A 20296-nucleotide genomic window follows, 5' to 3' on the forward strand; every position below is an offset into this window, starting at 1 on the left:
GTTTCGGTTATTCTAGCGCGTAGACGGTATCGTCAGCGGCGACATATCCACGTTTTTCGTCGACGGACAGATCGGTCAGGTCGCTCCCGACATCGAACGCCCACCGTTTCGTTCCGGCCGTCGCGTCGACTGCGAACTTGAATCGGTTCCGCGGGTCGCCGTCCGTCCACGAGTCCACGTACAGGGTGTCGGAAACGACCGCTGCCGGCACCACCCCTTCAACGTCTACGTCGGGCTCCCATGTCCAGTCCAGTTCGCCGTCGCTACTGTCGTACCCGCGTAGTACGTCGCCACCTGCATAGAGGACGCCGTTCTGAACCGGGGCTTGTTGGACGTAGCCGGACTGCTCCGCTTGCCACTGTTGCTCGCCACTCGCGGGGTCGAGCGCAGCGACGTGTGTGCCACCGATATAGAGCGTTCCATCGTGAAGTGTCGTCGATGCGACGGACCCCTCGTCGTGTCTCCAGACGGTCTCACCGGTGTCGGCAGCGACGCCGATTAGCGTGCCGCGGGTCTCGTCCACGTCGGCGGCATAACAGAGCGTGTCGTCGTCGGCGACCATCGTCTGGGAGTAGTAGTCGGAAACGTCAGTGACCCACTGTTGCTCACCGTTTTCAGCGTCGTACGCGTAGAACCGGCCGTACGACGCCACGTATATCGTCCCGTTGCGCACGACGCCTTCGTACTGGTCACCGACTTCGCCGGACCATTGTACCGACCCGTCAGAAACAGCGAGCGCGTAGAGCGTCCGTCCCTGCTTCGACGGGGCGTCGGTGTTGGTCCCGACGTACACCATCTCCTCGGTCGCGCCGAGCAACTCCAGCCACCACTCTCCGGGCGAGAACGTCCACTGCTTCGCGCCGCTTTCGGCGTCGAGTGCCACCACGATGTGATCCTCGTACAGCCCTTCTTTCCCGCTTACGACGAAGACGGTGTTCCCGACGCGTAGCGGCTGCGAGCGGATGGGGTCGCTCGCGTCGTATGACCACTGCTGGCTCCCGTCAGCAGTTGCGAGTGATTTGACCGTTCCCGACTCAGTCCCGACAGACAGACCGCTCCCCGTACTAACTGGCGGGGCAGTGATCGCTGAACCGAGTGATTGCTGCCAGGCGACGAACGGTTCCGTTTCCCCGCTACGCTTGTGGGCGGCCGTCCCAGCCTCTGATTCCGGTGTCGTCTCAGTTCCAATCGGTGAAGTCTCTATGTACCCGTTCGAACCGAGACAGCCAGCGGACGCCAGTCCGAGGGTCGCCACACAGCCACGAAGGTATCGCCGACGGGAGGAGGGCATTAGGAGTCCATCTCCTGTCTCTCGGTAAGTGTTTTCTGTCGAGTGGAAAACGGGAACAGTCGTGGTGAGACCGGTGCGCAATTAGTGTACTACCCGGAACGACTGACCGGCAAAACGAATCCGCGTTTGCTCGGTCGAGAATCCATCAGTCGCGATCGACTGACCGGTCTTGTGGCGGTAGTTTCAGCAGAGAGCGGACATGTCGCCGGAACCAGTTCCGTATGTTCGCACCGACCGGGGTGAACACCAGCGTCGCGGCGAGACAGATAGACACGAGTTGGACAGCAATCGTAACCCACGGTGTAAAGGTCGGAACGAAGACCGTAACGACCCCGACAGCCAAGACCAGATAGATACTCAGTTCCGCGACAAAATAGCCGAAACTGGCCCTGAGTGAGGGCTGAAAGCCGGCGGTCCAGAACGACACGACGACTATCGTTCCGAACAGCAGGCCGGCTCCCATCGTCGACAGCGGCAGTTCGGCCTGAATCGCATCGGCCACGGCAGAACCAAGGGACCACAGCGACGGCCCGACAAGGAGCCAGACAAGCAGTAGGTGACCGAGCGAGGGCGTTCGTTCGGCCGAGGAACGTGCTTCCCCTGCTCGGTCACTGGCGCGTTCCATGTCGGTGGTGTTCTGCTGAACCCTTCAATATTGTTTTGACTGACAAATAGACCGACCACCGTCTCGGGTCGCCACAGACGGGTTCGCCAGTCAGTTCTCGTCAAGTACGACCGGGACGCCGCGTTTCGCGACGTCTTCGGCGAACGCACCGGAATCTGCCTCCAGTGACTCGAACGTGTTGTAGTGCATCGGCAACACGAGGTCCGGGTCCATCTCCTCGGCCAGGTCGGCGGCCTCGTGGCGGTTCATCGTGTAGTTCTTGGCGATAGTGGGGACGAACAGCGACACGTCGAGTTCGGCGTGGCCGTCCAGCACGTCGGTGTCGCCGGGCCAGAACGCGCGGGTGTCGTCCAGCGAGACGAGGAAGCCACAGCCGATACCCTTCGGGTGGATGGGGCTGCCGTCGTCTTTCACGTTCCGGCCGTCCTCGTGGTTGTACGCCGGCATGGTCCAGATGGGCACGTCGTCGACTAACACGTCGGCCTCCATCCCTACTTTGCGGACCTCGTAATCGAGGTCGGCGAGGCGGTCGAGGTCGCGGTCGGTCGCGTGGACGTTGATACCCTCGAATGCGACGACGGTGGCGTCCTCGCCCGCGACGCGGCGGATGCCGTCGGGGTCGTAGTGGTGGATGTGGGTCACACAGACGATATCCCCGTCTTTGGGGGCGTAGTCCTGCGTCGGTGGGTGGCCGATACCGGGCGTGTCCGGTTCCCACTCGCCGGTCAGGACGCCGTACCGACCGGGGTCAAAGTAGACGACCGTCTCCTCGCCTTCCAGCCGCAGCGTCGCGTAGCCGAGCCACTCCGCGGTGATGCCGTCGTGTCTGACTGTCATGTACGGTCGTTCTCGGAGACGGCCATTACGCGTGTCGGTCCGTCGCGGACCAGCACCGGCGGCGTTACTGTGACGCCGCCAGCCGCTCGACGCGCCCCAGCGAGTCGGCGCTGTCAGGCGTCTTGTCCTCGCGGACGGAGAGGAACCGCGGGAACCGGAGCGCATAGCCCGAATCGTAGGACTGGGAGGCCTGAATCTCCTCGTAGCCGACCTCGAACACGATTGCTGGGTCGAGCACCACGTCGCGGCCGTCCTCGCTCCGGATGTGCGGTTCGAAGCGCTCGGTGAGGTCGTCCAGTTCCTCGTCGGTGATACCCGTGGCAACGTTACCGACGGTGGCGTAACCGTCGTCGGTCCGCACGGAGAGTTCGAACGAGCCAAGGACGTTCGCCCGGCGGCCCTCGCCCCACTCCGCGCCGGTGACAACACAATCCAGCGTCTCCACGTCGGGCTTGCGCTTGCGCCAGTGCTTGCCCCGCTTTCCGGGCGAATACGCCGCTGTCGGGTCTTTCAGCATGATTCCCTCCTGTCCGGCGGCGAGGGCTTCTGCCTCCAGGTCCGCGATCTCGTCGGGGTCGTCGGACAGCCACATCTGTGAGACGACATCTCTCCCGGCAGGGAAGAGCGATTCGAGGCGGTCGTGGCGCGTCTCCAGCGGGGCATCGAGCAGGTCCTCGCCGTCGGCGTGCAGGCAGTCGAACGCGTGCAGGCGGACGGCCACGTCCTCGCGGGCCGCGGCCACGTCGTGCTTCCGGCGGAAGCGCCGCAGCACCTCCTGGAACGGGAGCGGGTCGCCGTCCGCGGCGACCGCGACCACCTCGCCGTCGAGAATCGCCGGCGCGTCCAGCGTCGACTCGACAGTGTCGACGACTTCCGGAAGCGGGTCCGTGACTTCCTCCATGTTCCGGGAGAACAGCCGGGCGTCCTCGCCGTCGAAGTGGATCTGTACGCGAGCACCGTCGTACTTCCACTCGACCGCGGCGCGGTCCCAGTCGTCCAGTGCGCCGGCGACTGTGCCCGCCTGCGCCAGCATCGCCTGCACGGGCCGACCGATTTCGAGCGTGATAGTGGCCAGTCCGGACTCGCCCTCGTCGCGGGCCACTTCGGCGACCATGCCGTAGTCGTTCGACACCTGCACGGCCCGTTCGACGGCCGCGACCGGCACGTCGAAGGCCGCCGCGACGGCGTCCCGGACCGTCCCCTCGCCGACGCCGATGCGCATCTCCGAGAGGACGAGCCGTGCGAGGTAGCTGGCTTCGGCCGGCGAACACCGCGAGAACAGGCCAAAAAGGATGTCGACTTTCGTCCCCTGGCTCCCGCTGCCGTCGACGGCCGCCAGGTCCCGGAGCGTCTCGTCGAGTTCGGCGACGGTCAGTGCGTCGCTCCCGCTCCCGCCTGCTCCGAACGCGGCGAGTCCCCGCTGGCCGCCGAGGTCGTAGCTGGCCGCGACAGCCCCTATTTCGCCCATGTCGGCGAGGCGCTGCTCTACGTCGTCAGCGCTGACATTCTGGCCGGCCGCCCGGGCAATCGCCTCGTAGCAGAGCCGCGGCCCGATATCGAGCGTGCGGGACTCGTAGGCCGGAAACACCCGTCCCTGGACGAAGCGGGTGAGCGTTGGCAGGTCCGGCCTCGCATCTGTGAACAGGTCGGTCACTGCCTCAGCTATCGCGGTGTCGGCGCTCTCGGCTTCGATTGTTTCGGCCCGGTCGGCGAAGGCGGCGAACTCCATCAGCGCCTCCTACCCGATTGGGCACCGTAAATCCAGCGTCACTCGACCGTGTGTTCGACGGTGACGTTCTCGCCGGCCGTCGACGACGAGTATGGTCGGTCCGGCGATCCCGAATTGTCGCCGAAGGGGTAGTCGAGTTGCTGGTTCCCGTTGGTGTCCTGATGGGCGACGAGCACGAGTGACTGCCCGGTCGACGGCGGTCTGTCAAGCGTTATCTGTACGTCGCTGTGGGACCCCGAAGAGAGGTACTCGGAGGTCCCGAGCACCCGGCCGTCTTCCTCGAACTCGCGGACAACGATGAACCCTCCCTCTGACAGCGACGCCGATTCGACCGTTATCTGGTCGCCGGAAACAGCGGGGCTGGTGACCGTCATCGACGCGACCGGTGAGGACAGCAGGATGAACGCGACGTACGCCACACCCAGCAAAATTGCGGCGTGTTTCGCGCCGTCCTTGAGCGTTCCCTCACCGAGTTGGCCGCCAATGAAGCCTGTGAGGACGGCCTGAATGAGGGCGGTGTGGAAGAACACGAGCGTGTACGCGGCTTTGTCCACGCGCCCGAAGCGGGCGAACTGGTCGACGTTGACGCCCAGTCGGTTCGACTCCCCGGCCGGCGTCGGCACGCTGGAGGGCAAACTCGGGACGAGCACCTCCTGGACAGCGACGATAATGACCAGAAACACCAGGAAGGCGACGTAGATGACGACGAGGTAGGTGAGCATCTGCTGGCGTCGCCGGCGCTTCAGCCGGAGGTCCGCCCGCGACTGGGTGGCCGCGATGCGGAACACCGGCCCGAGCTGGCCCGAGGCGTGCATCGCGTGGGTCAGCAGCGTCACGATCCGCGTGACGGCCGTGGTCTGGACCCGGCGGCCGAACCGGACGAGCGCGTCGTCGACGTTCGCACCCATCCTGATGTCGGCCCAGATGCGGTGCATCTCCTGGGTGAGCACACCGATGTCACTGCCGCGGACCCGGCGGAGGCTCTCCACGACGGTCATCCCGGCCTCGTTCAGGCTTGCCAGCCGTTCGAGCAGGTCCGGCGTCGCGTCCTCAATGCGGGATAGCCGCTGGGTGTAAATGAACCGCACCAGCGCGAACGGCCCCAGAATCAGCAGCACTGACTGGATGACGAGGTCGTCGAGGAGACGGACGTTGACCGTCGACGCCTGAAACGCTGTCGGGGCGCGGACGAGCAGCAGCACCACGGCGATTGGCACGGCGAGGTAGAGGACGTACACGGGGTTCCAGACCAGCGACTGAATCGGGGAGCTGAGCAGCTCCCGCAGCGACTTGACGCGGTCGTAGAACCGGAGTCGGAGCCAGTTCGCCTCGTCGGCCGGGACGACGCCGCCGTCGGGCAGGCCGAGACGGCCGGCCCTCAGGCTGGGTTTCCCCAGCGTCGCCGTCTCGTACTTGTTCAGGATAGTCGTCGTCCCGCCGTTCCCGATGCCCAGCGACTGGAGCTTGCTATCGAGATACACCATGAACCCGACATTGGCCAGCGGGATGACGAGATACGCCATCAACTGCAACAGCCAGAGCGTGTCCGTCGTCGTCAGGCCGAAGACGAGCAGAATCGTCATCAGGAAGAGCACGGCGGCGACGAATACGGTGACGTACGCCTCGGCGACGGTGGCCAGCCGTTCGAGCAAGTCCTCCTGACGCTCGGCGGCCTCTTCCTGATGGCGCTCGTACTGCTCGCGGAGGAACGGGGCCAGCGACTGGCCGCTCTGGAGGACGCTGGAGAGGTTCTCGGTGAAGGTCTTGAACTGCTCACTGGGTGTCCGCCGGGAGACGTGTTCGAGCGCCGAGATCATGTCCCGGCCGAACAGGTCCATCTCCCTGACGGCGACGCCGACCTCCTTCGCCGTGTCGCCGTAGATTTCCTGATTGCGGGCCAGCACACGCATCACGTCCGGGAAGGACATCCCACCGCGGGACAGCGCGTACATGAAGGCGATAGTGCGGGCCATCCCCTCGTCGATGTTCCGACTCCGCACGTCCGCCTGATTCTTGAGCCGCTCCCAGCGGTAGAGGTACGTGAGTCCGGCCGTCGCTGCGCCCGATAGCACACCGCCGCCGATGAGTATGTAGAGGGTCTGAGTCGGTGTCAGGACGAGTTCGAACGTTCGCAGGCCGAAGGCGTTCACCATCGTCGAGGGAAGCCCCTGTGCGAGGTTCACCAGCACCGGCAGCACCAACAGAAAGCCGCCGATGGCGTACGCGCCGGTGATAGCGCCGGCGACGGCCCCTACACAGGCGTACACCAGCGTTCTGGCGGCGTACCCGCGATAGGTCTCGTCGATGTAGGCGGCTTCGAGCTGTCGTTCGCGTTTGGGCGATTCGCCCACGTACCGACCGAAGAGCCGTCGGGACAGCCGCGTGACGTTGCGGTCGAAGCGCTCGTTGACGGAGCTGTAGCCGATAAGCCCGAGAATCCCGACGACGACGGCGAGCGGAGCCAGACCGAGCGGGTTCAGCGCCATGTCAGGCTATCGCATCGTCGATGTTCGCCATGACCTGTTGCTTGTCCGCGTAGTACTTGTTGACCATCGCCGTGAACTTCCGGTAGTCGGTGATGCCTTCGGACTGGAGATAGCGGAGGAACCGCTGGCGGTTTCGGAGTTCGGTCAGCAGCTCCGACTGCGTCCAGCCGCGTTCCTCGCGGATTTCGTCCAGTAGCTCGCTGTTGTTCTCGGAGAAGCGGTCCTCGGTGGCCCGCCAGTTGTACGTCGTCGAGTAGTCCAGTTCGCCGGTCCGCTGGTCGATGCCCTCGATCTCGGCGAGCGTTTTCGCACGGCGGACGCGCTCGTCACCGGAGCGGGCCAGCACCTGCACACAGAGGATGTCGAGGCTCTGGACCATCGGCCGCGGGACGTTGATCGGCTCGTTCTCAAGCCGGTTGATGACGGTCTGGACCGAGTCCGCGTGCATCGTTGAGAACGTCGTGTGACCGGTGTTCATCGCCTGGAACAGCGTAATCGCCTCCTCGCCGCGGACCTCGCCGACGATGATGTACTCGGGGCGGTGCCGGAGCGCGGACCGCAGCAGGTCGTACATCGTGATGTCCGAATCGTCCAACCGCTCGCGGGTGACCGAGGAGAGCCAGTTGTCGTGGTACAGGGACAGCTCGCGGGTGTCCTCGATTGAGAGCACCTTCGACCGGGGCGGGAGGAACATCGCCAGCGCGTTCATCGACGTGGTCTTACCGGCGGCGGTCCCGCCGGCGAAGATGAGCGACTTGTTGGACTCGATAGCCAGCCAGAGGTAAGCGAGCATCTCGACGGAGAACGTGCCGTACTCCAGCAGTTCAATCGGCGTGAACGGTTCGTCGGCGTATTTCCGGATGGTGAACGCGGAGCCGCGCGGGGTCACTTCCTCGCCGAGCGCCAGTTCGATACGCGAGCCGTCCGGGAGCGTCGTCGAGACGACGGGGTCCGAGACGGAGACGTGCCGACCCGAGCGCTGGGCCAGTTGGATGACGAAGTCGTTCAGTTCGTCGGCGTCGTAGACGATGTTCGTCTCGATGTCCGTGTACCCGTCGTGGTAGACGAAGATGGGGAGGTTCGCCCCGTCACAGGAGATGTCCTCGATGTCCGGGTCGTGCATCAGGGGGTCGATGTGGCCGTAGCCCTGGAAGGAGCGATGCAAGTAGTAAAACAGCCGGTAGAACGTCTCCGGTTCGATGACGACGCCGTACTCCTCTAGCCTGGCTTCGAGTTCCTCGGCGAGAACGCGCTCCGGGTCGCTGTCGACGTCGTCGCGGTAGATGAGCGGGATGCGGATGTCCTCGAACAGGCGGTCGAGCAGTTCCCGCTCGATGTTGGTCAGTGACGGCTCAACAACGTGGTACAGGTGTTCGTCACGCTCCGGGTCGTGATTGATGGAGGCGAAGGCGAAGGGCGCGTTCAGCCAGTAGCGGTCGACCTCGTTGTAGCCGTCCAGGCCGTCGAACTCGACCAGTGACCCGTGGCGGCTGGGGTCGTAGTTCGCCGTCGGGACCGCTGACCCGCTCAGCACCGTTGCGGTCCGCGAGAGCCACGACTGGATGTGGCCGAGCGGGTCCGAAACGAAGTCACCGGGGTCGGGAGATTCTGGGTTCGACATCGTGGTTCGGTGGGGAGCACACGGTGCTCCGCGGAATATACCTCTGCTATCGTATCCACCTACTTAAATTCGCTCGCCAAATTATCAGGAGTATAATCGCCAGCGGTCGGACGAACGGGACGGCACTGCCCGTCAGGCTCGGTCGACGGTCAACAGGAGATAGGCGAACACGAGTGCGACAAGTGACCCGATGGGGACGGTGATGCCGGGAAAGGCCGTGATGAACAGCCCGCTGGCCGCAAGCGTAAGAACGCCGACGAGTCCGAGCAAGCCGCCAAACAGGCGAACCGGGTCCACGGGGAAGGTAGCTTCAACACGGTCCTCAGCGGCGTAGTAGTAGAGACTGAGTCCGAGCGGGAACAGGAAGACGGCCAGGGCCGCGAACCCGAGGGTCCCGGCGAGCGCAAGCGGGTCCGACTCCTGGAACGCGGCGACCTGCCAGGCCCAGAGAAACGGCCGCTCTCCGGGGAGCGTCGCACCGAAGATGAACTGGAACCGAAAGGGGAGAAACCGGAGCCCGATGACAGTAACCCCATCAATCTCGAACAGCGACACCGACCACGGGGACAACCCCACGAGCCACGTCGCAAGCACCGCGAACTCGCCCGCGTACTCTGATTTCACCCATGCCATACTACTGTCAGAGGGTGGGCCGGTCCGGTAAAAGCTACCGATACCGACAGTCGGTGCGCCGTTACGTTCATTTGGCCGGGCCACGTACCGGTAAACACCGGAATGAGGCGTGATTACTTCACCGTCGACATCCAGGCTTCGGCCACCGACAACGACGACCCGACGATCGCGATCGTATACGATGGGCCGACAGGAGAGCTCCGCGAGCGCCTCACCAAAGTAGACGGCGGTACACTCGATGGCGAGGATATCGACGTGACCTTCCGCCGACAACCCGAAAGCGACGGCGTGCTCTCGCTGACGAACCGCCTCACCGGCGAGTACGTCTTCGAGGCAACAGCACCGACAGCGGACATCGACGCGCTCGTGTCCGCGGCGGACGCCCAAGAAGACCCACAGTTTACAGTCCGTCTCACCGACGGCGACGGCGAGTCACGGACCTACGAGCTGGGGACGCTACTCGTCTACGACCCCGACGGGAGCCTCCTGCGCGGGCAGAGCCTGATTCCCGGCGGCGTCGAGCTGTAGACCGCCTCCGCGCTGTTACACCCGTTCGACAATCGCCGGAAGGACATGCGTGACATCCGCACGAAGGACGTGCGCCGCACTCGCGTCACGCGGCGTCTCCTCGTAGTTTATCACGACCAGCGTGCTGCCCGCCTCTGCAGCGATTTTCGGAAGCAATGACGCGGGCTGTACCGACAGCGACGACCCCACGGCCAGAAACACGTCGCTGTCTCGGGCGAGACGCTGTGCTTCGTCCATCGCCACGTCGGGCATGGCTTCGCCGAACAGCACGACGTCCGGGCGGTAGACGCCGCCGCAGTCACAGCGCGGCGGCAGGTCGCTCTCTGTGGCGGCCCGCTCGAACACCGCGTCGGCGTCTCGACGGTGACCGCAGTCGTCACAGACCACGCGCCGGTGGGTTCCGTGCAGTTCGATGACCCGGTCTGTGCCGGCGGCGTCGTGCAGTCCGTCGATGTTCTGCGTGAGCACGGCGTCGAGATGGCCCGCTGATTCGAGCCCCGCCAGCGCCTCGTGGGCGGCGTTGGGTTCGGGGTCTACATCGCCGTAGATAGACTCCCGAAGCGATATTCGGTCCGCCCAGAAGCCTGCCGGGTCGGCGTCGAGTCGCCGGCGGTGGAAGTCCGCCGGGTCGTGGCGCTCCCAGATACCGTCGTCGCCGCGAAAGGAGGGGATGCCCGACGCCGTCGAGACGCCCGCGCCGGTGAGGGCGACGCCAGTTTCGGCGGTGCGAAGCGCCTCGGCCACAGCATCCAGCGTCTCGTCGTCGACGTCGTCGGTCCCGTGCCTGTCGTCGGCCATACGCTCGCTTCGCAGTGTGGCGCTGTGGGTCTATCGGATGTGACTCGGACAGTGAAGTCAGTTGTTGACGCCGCTTTGACGTCCCGACCCCCACGAACCAATCGTATCACGCCGCAGTGGGCCCCTGAATCGCTATCCCCACCCACAGAAAACTGGGGCGGATTCCGCGTGGTCGCAGGAAGAGAAACGGACGGATTTAAATCGCCACCGCTCGGCTTTCTGCATGACATGCGCTTGCACGAATACCAGGCGAAGCAAGTCTTCGCTGACGCGGGCATCCCGACGCCCGCCTCGCAGCTGGCCGAGACAGTGGACGAGGCCGTCGACGCGGCCGAGGAAATCGGATATCCGGTCGCCATCAAGGCACAGGTACACGTCGGCGGCCGCGGCAAGGCCGGCGGCATCAAGCTCGTCGAGTCCAAGGAAGAGGCTCGCGAAGCTGCCGAGGACATCATCGGGATGGACCTCAAGGGCTACCACGTCTCGAAGGTGCTCGTCGAGGAAGCCGTGGACTTCGTCAACGAGCTGTACGTGGGCGTGACGATGGACCGCAACGAGGGTCGCCCGGTCGCCATGGTCTCCACCAAGGGCGGCGTCAACATCGAGGAGGTCGCCGAAGAGGACCCCGACGCCATCGCCCGAGAGCACATCGACCCCGCCTTCGGAATGCACCCGTTCCAGGCCCGGAAGGTCGTCTACGAGGCCGGCGTCGACCGCGAGGTCGCAAACGACGTGGCGAGCGTCCTCACGACGCTGTACCAGCTCTGGGATGACCGCGACGGCGCGGACACGGAGATTAACCCGCTGATGATTACGGCCGACAACGAGGTCATCGCGGCCGACGCCGTCATGAACATCGACGGCGACGCCCTGTTCCGCCAGCCCGAGATCGCCGAGATGGGCGAGGAGGCTGCGGAGGGCGACGAACTCGAACAGAAGGCCGACGAGTACGGCTTCGACTACGTCCGACTGGACGGCAACGTCGGCATCATCGGCAACGGTGCGGGCCTCGTGATGACGACGCTCGACCTCGTGGATTACTACGGCGGCGAGCCCGCCAACTTCCTCGACGTGGGTGGCGGCGCGAAGGCCGACCGCATCGCGAACGCGCTCGATATGGTGTTCTCCGACGAGAACGTCGACTCGGTCGTGTTCAACATCTTCGGCGGTATCACCCGCGGCGACGAGGTCGCCAACGGCATCAACCAGGCGCTGGAGCAGTTCGACGAGATTCCGAAGCCGGTCACCGTCCGACTCGCAGGGACCAACGCCGAGGAGGGGATGGAGATTCTGAACGAGGACCTGGTCACGGTCGAGCACACGCTGGAGGACGCCGTTCAGCGTGCGGTCGAGTACGCAAAGGAGGTGGAAGCATGAGTGTTCTAGTCGACGAAGACACACGCGTCGTTGTACAGGGAATCACCGGCGGAGAAGGGAAGTTCCACACCGAACAGATGCTTGAGTACGGCACGAACGTCGTCGCCGGCGCAGTGCCCGGCAAGGGCGGTCAGGAGGTCGCCGGCGTGCCGGTGTTCGACACCGTGCAGGGCGCGGCCCGCGAGGCCGACGCGAACGCCGCCGTCGTGTTCGTACCGCCCGCGTTCGCGGCCGACGCCTGTTTCGAGGCGCTGGATGCGAAGGGCATCGACCTCGTCGTCGCCATCACCGAGGGTATTCCGACACAGGACATGTCTCGGGTCTACCGCAAGCTGCAGGAGACCGACACGCACCTCGTCGGTCCGAACTGCCCCGGCGTCATCACGCCCGGCGTCGCCAAGCTCGGCATCCTCCCGGGGAACATCTTCTCGTCCGGGAACGTCGGTCTCGTCTCCCGCTCGGGGACGCTGACCTACCAGGTCGTCGACAACCTCACCAACCGCGGCATCGGCCAGTCGACGGCCATCGGTATCGGCGGCGACCCGATCATCGGGACGGACTTCATCGGCGCGCTCGAACAGTTCGAGGCCGATCCCGACACCCACGCCGTCGTCATGTGTGGCGAAATCGGCGGCGAGGACGAGGAAGAGGCCGCTCGCTACATCGGCGAGCACATGGACACGCCGGTCGCCGGTTTCATCGCCGGTCGGACCGCGCCGCCCGGAAAGCGGATGGGCCACGCCGGCGCTATCGTCTCCGGCTCCGGCACCGGGACCGCGCAGTCGAAGATCACCGCGCTAGAGGACAACGGCGTCCCGGTCGGTGACACACCGGAAGAAGTCGCCGACCACGTCGAAGACCTGCTGTAGGGCAGATTTAGGCGGCTTTCGCCGGACACTTTTTCTGATCAGTTCGAATAGGTTTGTGCGGACGGACAACGGCGTCCTCGCGAGCGAGTCGAGGACGACCAGCGGGAGACCTCGACGCGATACGGCGAACGCAGTGAGCCGTGATGCGGAGCGAGCGAGGGCTCGATAGACGAACGGAGCGAGATCGACCGATGGGAGATCTCGATGTGACGCGGCGAGCGAAGCGAGCCGTGGAACGGAGTGAGTCTATCGGTGTCCCGGTCGGTGACACACCGGAAGAAGTCGCCGACCACGTCGAAGACCTGCTGTAGGGCACCGTCGGTTTCTTGTCGCCCGTTTTCGTAGTGCCGGGGCATGACGCCTGCTCGTGGGACCGCCTATCTCGTAGCCGGTACCGAAGCGACAGACCTAGCTGCAGCTCTCTCCGAGGCGCTGCCAACGGACGGGGCAACAGCCGAGGCAGTCCGAGACACGAGCGTCGTACAGGACCGGCTGAGTGATGGGGACGTCAGGGGTGTCGTCGTCAGCGATGACGGCGACGACGGTATAGCGGTGTTCGAGGAACTGCGAGCGGCCGGGGCCGAGATTCCGATTGTGCTCGTCGCGACCGACCCCGAACCTGACCGGGTCACCGAGGCGCTCCGGGCCGGCGTCACCGATTACGTGACCGCGGAGACGCCGGCATCCCTGCTGGCCGCGAAACTCGAAGCGTACGCGACCCGGTGGCCGACCGACTGGCGGGTCGGTGCCGTACAGTGGGACGACATATCGAGCGGCGTCTCTCACGACGCGAAGAACCCGCTGAACGTCGTTATGGGCCGGTTAGAGCTACTCGACATCGGTGAGCCCCACGAAGACGCATTGCATCGGTCCGTTCGCCGAGTCGAGACGCTGCTCACCGACCTCTCGCGCATCGGGAGCACAGCGTGTCCCGTCTCGGAAACGGACTCGCTCTCGCTTTCTGACGTAGCCACTGAGGTCTGGGCCGCAGAGAGCTACGAGAATGCGACGCTGGAAGTGGTGACTGACGCGTCTGTCGACGCCGAAAACGACCGACTGCAGTTGCTCCTCCGCGAACTGTTCGACAACGCGGTCACACACAGCGAGGGACCCGTAACCGTCACCATCGGTGCCACCGAGTCCGGGTTCTACGTGGCCGACGACGGCCCGGGGATTCCCGAAGCGGACCGCGACGAAGTGTTCGACCAGGGCTTCGGGACGACGCGGGAGGGGGAGGGATACGGACTGTTCCTCGTCGACACTGCGGCGCGCGCCCACGGGTGGACGGTATCGGTCGGGAGCGGCGAATCCGGCGGCACGCGGATCGACGTGACGACAGCCTAGCGGTTTTCTCACCCACAATCGCTGTCGGTATCTGGAAGACGGCGGCTGGGCTGGTCCCGAACTGGCTGTTGCCGAGATATGTCGATAGCTATTCGGCCCTGACAACCATTACTGTCCAAGATATGAGATGTATGTGGTGCCGAAAACCGACGGACGGCGGCCGACCTGAACCTTCCGTCAACGGAAAGAAGCGGCCGTGAACGTTCCGGTATCGCTATAAGGGATGAATCTGTAGTTTCGAATATGCCTCATATTTGTCGGAACTGCAAGCGGACCTTCGGCACAGAACTCGAACTCGAACTCCACCGCGACACATGTTCGGACGGGCAGCTCTACTGCGACGAATGTGGCGACCGGTTTACCGAGCGAGCGGCAACGGAAGACGGCTGGCACTATCGATGTCCGAATGACGACTGTGACGGCACCGGGATCGACGACGACATCCACAAAGTATCGGACGCACGCGTAACCAAACAGTAGCTGGCAGGAAAACAGGCCGAGCCGACAGTAACACCGACGATAATGCTGGGAAATACGCCGCACACCTGTTCCGCTGGCCAGCAGATGTAAATGCACGTCTAACAAATCGATGCGGAAGTGACAGACCCAGATCGCCGCTCAGATCGCCTGCCAGCCCTTATTCAGGGAGTCGGGTGGCTGCTCCTCCTCGGAGGCGTCGCTAACTATTTTTATTTCTCTGATTCCGGCTTATCAGCGCTTGTTACTGCTGATTTCGTGGTCAGTATGCTGGCAATCGTTCCGTTTGCAGCGGCGATCATCGTCGGCGGGTTCTGGCTCAGTAACTCGGAGATCGATCCGGACCACTACCGGCGTATCGGGGTCTGGTTCGCTGGGGGGCTAGTTTCTTTTCTGCTGTTGAATGTGGCGATGATTCTAACCTGGCCAACGGGGTCGCTAAGTGAGGACATCGGCTGGGCGCTGTTTGCGGCTATCGTCGGCGGCTTCGGTGGCCTCATGATGGGAATCTTCGAAGCGCGCGCGATATCCCGAGCCGTCGAGGCCGAGCGACAGCGACTCCATCGGGAGGCCATCGAGCAGCGCAACGAACGCCTCGACGAGTTCGCGGCCGTCGTGGCACACGACCTCCGGAACCCGCTCAACGTCGCATCTGGTCAGCTGGAACTCGAACGAATGGACCGCGACTCGGAACAGCTGGAGACGGCTGCGACAGCGATGGACCGAATGGAAACGCTCATCGACCGGACGCTGACGCTGGCTCGAAGCGGACACGTCATCAGCGATACGGAGGCCGTTGATCTGGCAGAACTGGTCGATAGCTGCTGGGAGGCCGTGCCGACGATGGACGCGACGCTCGAAAACGAAGTGACAGCCGTCATCGACGCCGACCCGGATCGGCTCCGTCACCTGTTCGAGAACCTGTTTCGGAACAGTGTGGAACACGGGTCCACGAGCGCTCAAGCGAAGTCCGACGACGCCATCGAACGTGGCAGTGCTGACCTGACGATTCGTGTCGGCGAGATATCTGGTGGGTTTTACGTCGCCGATGACGGCTCCGGAATCCCGCCCGAAAAGCGTGATGCGGTGCTCGACGACGGCTACACCACCACGGACGGCGAAGGCGGGCTGGGGCTGGCAATCGTCCAGCGCATCGTCGAAGCCCACGGCTGGGACATCGACGTGACCGAAAGCGACGGGGGCGGGACACGCTTCGAGATTACGGACATCACGAGAACGGATAGCTCCGAGAAAGACACCTACACGCGCTCGAAGACGCCGATACAGCCCTGACGGGTCGACGCGGTCGCTGCCTACGCCTCGCGTCGCCGTGCGATAGCAGCGACGTGCTGGCACGCTCGGGCACACACCGGAGCGTAGCCAGTCGCCAGCGGCGGAATCTCGAACCCAACGACGGAGCCGGCAGCCCGTTCCTCGGCGAAGTGACCTGTTGCGGGGAGCCGAGCGACGTTCCACGTCCAGCGATACGGCGCACACGCCGTCACTTCAAACGGGAGCCACACCACGCCAGCAGCGCGAACGCGGCCGGTCGTCCCGTCATCGATGTATCGGGTGTCTGTCTCGACGGCTGTGACCGACGGCCCCCAGTCTGACCAGCAGTCGGTGTCGGTCAGGACATCCCACACGGTGTCGACCGACGCATCGACGTCGTGGCGGACGATCAGCCGTCGCCCGTCCGGTGTTTTCTCGATCGAAACACTGTTCGTGCCGAGTTCGAGTGCCATTATCAGAAGCAATAGGCCGGAGCCAAGGTATAGGTTGGTTCACTCACAATCAATCGCCAGATGATTGACGCCCGGGACATTCGGAAGGAGTACGGCGGTTTCGTCGCTGTACAGGGCAGTTCGTTTTCGGTCGACCGCGGCGAGGTGTTCGGTATCATCGGGCCGAACGGGGCCGGCAAGACGACGACGCTGAAGATGCTGGCGGGCCTGTTAGAGCCGACGAGCGGCTCCGCCGAGATAGCGGGGCTCGACACAGAAACCGCGGAGATGCGCCAGCAGCTGGGCTTTCTGCCCGAGGAATCGCCGCTGTACGAGGAGATGACACCGATATCCTATCTGAAGTTCTTCGCGGACCTCTACGACGTGGACCCGGACGTGGCGGAAGAGCGGATGCACGACACGCTGGACGAACTCGAACTCGAACACCGCGACCGGAAGCTCGGCGACATGTCCAAGGGGATGAAACGGAAAGTCGCCATCGCCCGCTCGCTCATCAACGACCCCGACGTGCTCATCTACGACGAGCCGGCATCGGGGCTGGACCCGCTGACGACGAACTACGTCATCGAGTTCACCGAGCAGTTGGCGAAAGAGGGTAAGACCATCGTTTTCTCTGCACACAATCTCTTTCACGTCGAATCTATCTGTGACCGGGTCGTCATCATGAACGAGGGCGAAATCGTCGCCCGCGGCGACCTCGAACAGCTTCAGGCCGAGTACGGCCACACGCGGTATCACGTCTACACCACCGTCGACGTGCCTGGCGCAGCCAAGGAAAACGGCACCTACGAGCGCGTCGTCGAGAGCATGGAGGCAGTCGAAACGACACGCAGGCAGGCCGAGAACCGGGGCGGCGACGTGGTCGACATACGGACGGAGGAGTCCAGCCTGGAGGAGGTGTTCCTCAACGTCGCCGAGGCCGGGACCCGCGGCACGCGGTACGTCGAGGAGGACGCGGAGTAGATGCAACCCGACAAGCTCCTGCGCGTCGCGAAGTGGGAGGTGACGAAAAACGCTGGCGGTGTCGACAAGCGGACTATCGTCGTGATGGCGCTGTCGCTCGTTGCGATGGGCGCGGTCGCCGCGATAGCCGTCAGCGGCGGTACCGGTGCGGGCATGGACGACGGCATCTACCGTATCGGCGTCGACGAGAGCAGTCCCTACTACGGCGTCGCGGCCGACGACCGGACGTTCGACATCCGTGAGCCTGACCCCACCGCCATCGAGCGACGCCAGCAGGAACTCCTGTATCGGGGAAGCCAGCTCCAGAGCGTTCCACGGACGGCCAAAGAGCGAGCGGCGCTGGCCGAACTCCGCGACAGTACGGCGCAGTACAACGACCGGACACTCGCTCGGGACGACAACCAGACCGCCGCGTTCCCCGTTTCTGTGACGCTCGTCTACGAGCAACAGTCGGGGAGCAGCCAGCTCGACCCCCGAGGCGGCGACAGCAGTGACGGGTCGGGTTCTGCGGACGGCAGTGGGACAAGTACCGGCGGCAGCGGTGACGGGTCGGACACGGGCGGCACTGGCGGCTCAGCCACGAGCAGCAGCGGTGACGGCGGAACCGCCGGTGGCAGCGGTGCGAACCTCGGCGCTATCGGCGCGCGATTGACCGGCGACGTGCAGGGTGGCACCCCCTCGGACATCTCGCCGCCGTTCCCCTTCGAGTCGCTCGTGCTCGCCTTCCTCTACATCGTCCCGATGAACTTCGTTATCCAGGCCTACGGCTCGTCGATGCTCTCCGAACGGCTGAACCGCCGCGGCGAACTCCTGCTGGTGACGCCCGCCTCGCGGGGGGACATTATCGGCGGGAAGACGCTGCCGTACTTCGTGGGTGCTGTCGGCGTAGCGGCGCTCATCACCGCGGCGCTGCGGTTCGGGAACATCGCGCCGGCGGGGAGCTACGTCGCGGTGCTGGCGGTGGTCCCGCTCGTCGTTCTGTTCCTCTCGGCGACGTTCTGCGGGGCGATGTTCGCCCGCTCGTTCAAGGAACTCACCTTCGTGACGGTGACGATAACGGTGACACTGACCTCGTACGCGTTCGTCCCGGCCATCTTCACCGACGTGACGCCGATTGCGCTCATCTCGCCGCTGACGCTGGTCGTGCTCGACCTGACCGGCCAGTCGGTCGGGCTCTCGTCGTTCGTGTTCTCGGTGACGCCGCCGCTGCTGACCGGGCTGGTGCTGTTCGGTCTGGGAGCCGGTCTGTACCGGGAAGAGGATATGTTCACCCAGCGACCGATTCCGCTGAAGGTGCTGGACGCGCTGGCCGGTGGCATCAACTCCCGCCGGAGCGCGCTAAAGATGAGTATCATTCTGCTGCCGCTGGTCATCGTCGCCGAACTGGCAGCCATCGCGTTCCTGTTCGTCCTCGATTCGGTGTCGCTGAACGTCTTCGGCACGAACCAGTCGCTCGGCATCGTGCTCGTACTCGGCGTCATCGTCGTCGTCGAGGAACTGGCAAAGAGCCTGCACGTCTACGCCGGCTACGAGCACGCCCGCTACGAGCGGACGCTCCGGTCGGCGCTCGGCATCGGCGCGCTCTCCGGGCTCGGCTTCTTCATCGGAGAGAAAGGCCTGCTTATCGCCAGGCTCTCCGACCTCGAAAGCCTGCCCATCGGGGAAGCCGCCCTGCAGGGCGCGACGTTGCCTGCCGGCCTGCCGCTGTGGGTTGCTGGGTTGCTGTTCCTGCTCCCGCTGGCACTGCACACGGTGACAGCGGCCATCTCGTCGGTGGGCGCGAGCCGCGGGCGACGGGCCTATCTCGGTGGATTGGTGCTGGCTATCGTCATCCACTTCGCCTACAACTTCGCGGTGGTGAGCACCCTTGTCTGACGACCGCCCCATCTGGCGCGACCCGCGGGTCGTCGTGGCCCGGCGGGACATCCGGTCGCTGTCCCGCGAGAAGACCATCGTGCTGGCGCTGCTCATTCAGCTGTTCGTCGCGGGGTTCTCCTCGTTCCTCGTCGTCGGCCTCACGTCGCTGTACGACCCCAGCTCGGTCGCGGCCGGTGAGGTGGAGATGGCCGTCACCGGTGACGCCCGCGAGGAACTGGAGGCCGCGGCCGCTGAACAAGATGGGACCAGCGTCACCGCCTTCGAGAACGAGACCGCCGCACAGCGGGCGTTCAATCAGCGCCGGGTGGACGCGATACTGCGCGGCGACTACGTCCCGTCGACGCGCGGGCCAGGGGAGCAGATAGCGGTCACCGCTGTCGTGCCGGAGGGGAGCATCCGGTCGACGCTCATCGTCGTCGAAGTGCGCCGGGTCCTCAGCGGGCTGGAGCGCCAGGAGCGCCTGGAGCGGACGCCGTATCTCGATAAGCCGCCCGTGCCGCTCCCGGACACTGTCAGCGCGAGCCAGTACTTCGGGTTCACCTACACCATTCTGATTCCGCTGCTCCTGTTCCTCCCGCCGTTCATCAGCGGCTCAGTAGCCGTCGACACCGTCACCGAGGAAATCGAACGCGGGACGATGGAACTGCTCCGCGTGGCCCCGGTGTCGCTGCTCGACATCATCGACGGGAAGGCCCTGGGCATGGTGTTACTCGCTCCTGCGCAGGTGCTACTGTGGCTCGGATTGCTGTCCACGAACGGCATCGCCGTCTCGAACCCGGCGGCGATTCTGCTGTTCATCACTGCCGTCACCGTCGTCGTCGTGACGCTCGGGGTCGTGCTGGGCATCACGCTCCAGAACCGTCGCCCGGCGCAGTTGCTGTTCTCCGTGCTCACTCTCGTGCTGTTCGGCGGGGCCGTGCTCCTCCCGGAACACCCGGCGACCACGGTGGCGAAGCTTGCGGTCGACAGCCCGACCTTGCTGACCTACGGCCACGTCGGTGGCGCAGTGCTGGTGGCGGTCGCTGGCTACGCTGCCGCAAGGGTGTACATCGGCCGCATCGCCGCGGAAGCGCTGTAGAACGGAGGGAAGAAGAG

The 20296-nt window shown here is 64.7% G+C and carries 18 protein-coding genes; 9 read left to right on the forward strand and 9 right to left on the reverse strand.

Annotated elements, in window-relative coordinates; all coding sequences use genetic code 11:
• Nucleotides 1-7 precede the first annotated feature (7 nt).
• The 7 genes from C442_RS09200 to C442_RS09230 all read right to left on the reverse strand — a co-directional run bounded on the left by C442_RS09200 (nt 8) and on the right by C442_RS09230 (nt 9222).
• A complete protein-coding gene (locus tag C442_RS09200) occupies nt 8-1291 on the reverse strand; it encodes an outer membrane protein assembly factor BamB family protein (protein ID WP_239642290.1) in 1284 nt (427 codons plus the stop codon).
• Between the two features lie 145 nt (nt 1292-1436).
• Nucleotides 1437-1916: a hypothetical protein gene (locus tag C442_RS09205; protein ID WP_008309781.1), complete on the reverse strand. Its 480-nt coding sequence runs from the start codon at nt 1914-1916 to the stop codon at nt 1437-1439.
• 90 nt (nt 1917-2006) lie between these two features.
• Nucleotides 2007-2753: an MBL fold metallo-hydrolase gene (locus C442_RS09210; RefSeq protein WP_008309783.1), complete on the reverse strand. Its 747-nt coding sequence runs from the start codon at nt 2751-2753 to the stop codon at nt 2007-2009.
• A gap of 64 nt (nt 2754-2817) precedes the next feature.
• Entirely contained in the window at nt 2818-4482 is a 1665-nt protein-coding gene (gene ligA, locus C442_RS09215; RefSeq protein WP_008309785.1) for an ATP-dependent DNA ligase LigA, read from the reverse strand.
• A 38-nt stretch (nt 4483-4520) separates the two neighbouring features.
• Nucleotides 4521-6968: a type II secretion system F family protein gene (locus C442_RS09220; protein ID WP_008309787.1), complete on the reverse strand. Its 2448-nt coding sequence runs from the start codon at nt 6966-6968 to the stop codon at nt 4521-4523.
• A 1-nt stretch (nt 6969) separates the two neighbouring features.
• Nucleotides 6970-8589, reverse strand: a complete 1620-nt coding sequence (locus C442_RS09225; RefSeq protein ID WP_008309788.1) for a type II/IV secretion system ATPase subunit — start codon at nt 8587-8589, stop codon at nt 6970-6972.
• 132 nt (nt 8590-8721) lie between these two features.
• Complete coding sequence (locus C442_RS09230) at nt 8722-9222, reverse strand: TIGR04206 family protein (RefSeq protein ID WP_008309790.1); 501 nt, start codon at nt 9220-9222, stop codon at nt 8722-8724.
• 102 nt (nt 9223-9324) lie between these two features.
• Between C442_RS09230 and C442_RS09235 the strand changes: the two genes are divergently transcribed.
• A complete protein-coding gene (locus C442_RS09235; protein WP_008309791.1) occupies nt 9325-9750 on the forward strand; it encodes a DUF5793 family protein in 426 nt (141 codons plus the stop codon).
• A 15-nt stretch (nt 9751-9765) separates the two neighbouring features.
• Here C442_RS09235 and C442_RS09240 read toward each other — a convergent pair whose 3' ends face one another.
• Nucleotides 9766-10548 (reverse strand): NAD-dependent deacylase, encoded by a 783-nt coding sequence (locus tag C442_RS09240; RefSeq protein WP_008309792.1) that lies wholly within the window; start codon nt 10546-10548, stop codon nt 9766-9768.
• A gap of 228 nt (nt 10549-10776) precedes the next feature.
• Between C442_RS09240 and sucC the strand changes: the two genes are divergently transcribed.
• The 5 genes from sucC (at nt 10777) to C442_RS09265 (ending at nt 15908) form a co-directional block, all read left to right on the forward strand.
• Entirely contained in the window at nt 10777-11925 is a 1149-nt protein-coding gene (gene sucC / locus C442_RS09245; protein ID WP_008309793.1) for an ADP-forming succinate--CoA ligase subunit beta, read from the forward strand.
• Nucleotides 11922-12794, forward strand: coding sequence for a succinate--CoA ligase subunit alpha (gene sucD, locus C442_RS09250; protein ID WP_008309794.1), 873 nt, complete (start codon nt 11922-11924; stop codon nt 12792-12794). The genes sucC and sucD overlap by 4 nt, the downstream gene beginning before the upstream one ends.
• A gap of 354 nt (nt 12795-13148) precedes the next feature.
• A complete protein-coding gene (locus C442_RS09255; protein WP_008309795.1) occupies nt 13149-14138 on the forward strand; it encodes an ATP-binding response regulator in 990 nt (329 codons plus the stop codon).
• Between the two features lie 243 nt (nt 14139-14381).
• Nucleotides 14382-14618, forward strand: coding sequence for a hypothetical protein (locus C442_RS09260; protein ID WP_004593153.1), 237 nt, complete (start codon nt 14382-14384; stop codon nt 14616-14618).
• 264 nt (nt 14619-14882) lie between these two features.
• On the forward strand, nt 14883-15908 hold the full coding sequence (locus C442_RS09265; RefSeq protein ID WP_008309799.1) for a sensor histidine kinase: 1026 nt from the start codon (nt 14883-14885) through the stop codon (nt 15906-15908).
• Nucleotides 15909-15928: 20 nt separating this feature from the next.
• On the opposite strand, the gene C442_RS09270 is transcribed toward C442_RS09265, so the two are convergent.
• Entirely contained in the window at nt 15929-16360 is a 432-nt protein-coding gene (locus tag C442_RS09270; RefSeq protein ID WP_008309800.1) for an SRPBCC family protein, read from the reverse strand.
• Nucleotides 16361-16420: 60 nt separating this feature from the next.
• On the opposite strand from C442_RS09270, the gene C442_RS09275 reads away from it, so the two are divergent.
• Genes C442_RS09275 through C442_RS09285 form a run of 3 tightly spaced genes read left to right on the forward strand, consistent with a single transcriptional unit; the run spans nt 16421 to nt 20279 of the window.
• Complete coding sequence (locus tag C442_RS09275) at nt 16421-17323, forward strand: ABC transporter ATP-binding protein (protein WP_008309802.1); 903 nt, start codon at nt 16421-16423, stop codon at nt 17321-17323.
• Complete coding sequence (locus C442_RS09280; RefSeq protein ID WP_008309804.1) at nt 17324-19198, forward strand: ABC transporter permease family protein; 1875 nt, start codon at nt 17324-17326, stop codon at nt 19196-19198.
• On the forward strand, nt 19191-20279 hold the full coding sequence (locus tag C442_RS09285; protein WP_008309806.1) for an ABC transporter permease: 1089 nt from the start codon (nt 19191-19193) through the stop codon (nt 20277-20279). Before C442_RS09280 ends, C442_RS09285 begins: the two co-directional genes overlap by 8 nt.
• Nucleotides 20280-20296 lie beyond the last annotated feature (17 nt).

The sequence above is a fragment of the Haloarcula amylolytica JCM 13557 genome (assembly GCF_000336615.1).
In the GTDB taxonomy this organism is placed as follows: Archaea; Halobacteriota; Halobacteria; order Halobacteriales; family Haloarculaceae; genus Haloarcula; species Haloarcula amylolytica.

Excerpts from the sequence above, each read along its gene's own strand:
- C442_RS09230 (WP_008309790.1), bottom strand. The coding sequence starts at position 9,222 with ATGGCATGGGTGAAATCAGAGTACGCGGGCGAGTTCGCGGTGCTTGCG.
- C442_RS09220 (WP_008309787.1), bottom strand. The coding sequence starts at position 6,968 with ATGGCGCTGAACCCGCTCGGTCTGGCTCCGCTCGCCGTCGTCGTCGGG.
- C442_RS09200 (WP_239642290.1), bottom strand. The coding sequence starts at position 1,291 with ATGCCCTCCTCCCGTCGGCGATACCTTCGTGGCTGTGTGGCGACCCTC.
- C442_RS09225 (WP_008309788.1), bottom strand. The coding sequence starts at position 8,589 with ATGTCGAACCCAGAATCTCCCGACCCCGGTGACTTCGTTTCGGACCCG.
- C442_RS09275 (WP_008309802.1), top strand. The coding sequence starts at position 16,421 with ATGATTGACGCCCGGGACATTCGGAAGGAGTACGGCGGTTTCGTCGCT.
- C442_RS09240 (WP_008309792.1), bottom strand. The coding sequence starts at position 10,548 with ATGGCCGACGACAGGCACGGGACCGACGACGTCGACGACGAGACGCTG.
- C442_RS09235 (WP_008309791.1), top strand. The coding sequence starts at position 9,325 with ATGAGGCGTGATTACTTCACCGTCGACATCCAGGCTTCGGCCACCGAC.
- C442_RS09210 (WP_008309783.1), bottom strand. The coding sequence starts at position 2,753 with ATGACAGTCAGACACGACGGCATCACCGCGGAGTGGCTCGGCTACGCG.
- C442_RS09205 (WP_008309781.1), bottom strand. The coding sequence starts at position 1,916 with ATGGAACGCGCCAGTGACCGAGCAGGGGAAGCACGTTCCTCGGCCGAA.
- C442_RS09280 (WP_008309804.1), top strand. The coding sequence starts at position 17,324 with ATGCAACCCGACAAGCTCCTGCGCGTCGCGAAGTGGGAGGTGACGAAA.
- ligA (WP_008309785.1), bottom strand. The coding sequence starts at position 4,482 with ATGGAGTTCGCCGCCTTCGCCGACCGGGCCGAAACAATCGAAGCCGAG.
- C442_RS09265 (WP_008309799.1), top strand. The coding sequence starts at position 14,883 with ATGCTGGCAATCGTTCCGTTTGCAGCGGCGATCATCGTCGGCGGGTTC.
- C442_RS09260 (WP_004593153.1), top strand. The coding sequence starts at position 14,382 with ATGCCTCATATTTGTCGGAACTGCAAGCGGACCTTCGGCACAGAACTC.
- C442_RS09270 (WP_008309800.1), bottom strand. The coding sequence starts at position 16,360 with ATGGCACTCGAACTCGGCACGAACAGTGTTTCGATCGAGAAAACACCG.
- C442_RS09255 (WP_008309795.1), top strand. The coding sequence starts at position 13,149 with ATGACGCCTGCTCGTGGGACCGCCTATCTCGTAGCCGGTACCGAAGCG.
- sucC (WP_008309793.1), top strand. The coding sequence starts at position 10,777 with ATGCGCTTGCACGAATACCAGGCGAAGCAAGTCTTCGCTGACGCGGGC.
- sucD (WP_008309794.1), top strand. The coding sequence starts at position 11,922 with ATGAGTGTTCTAGTCGACGAAGACACACGCGTCGTTGTACAGGGAATC.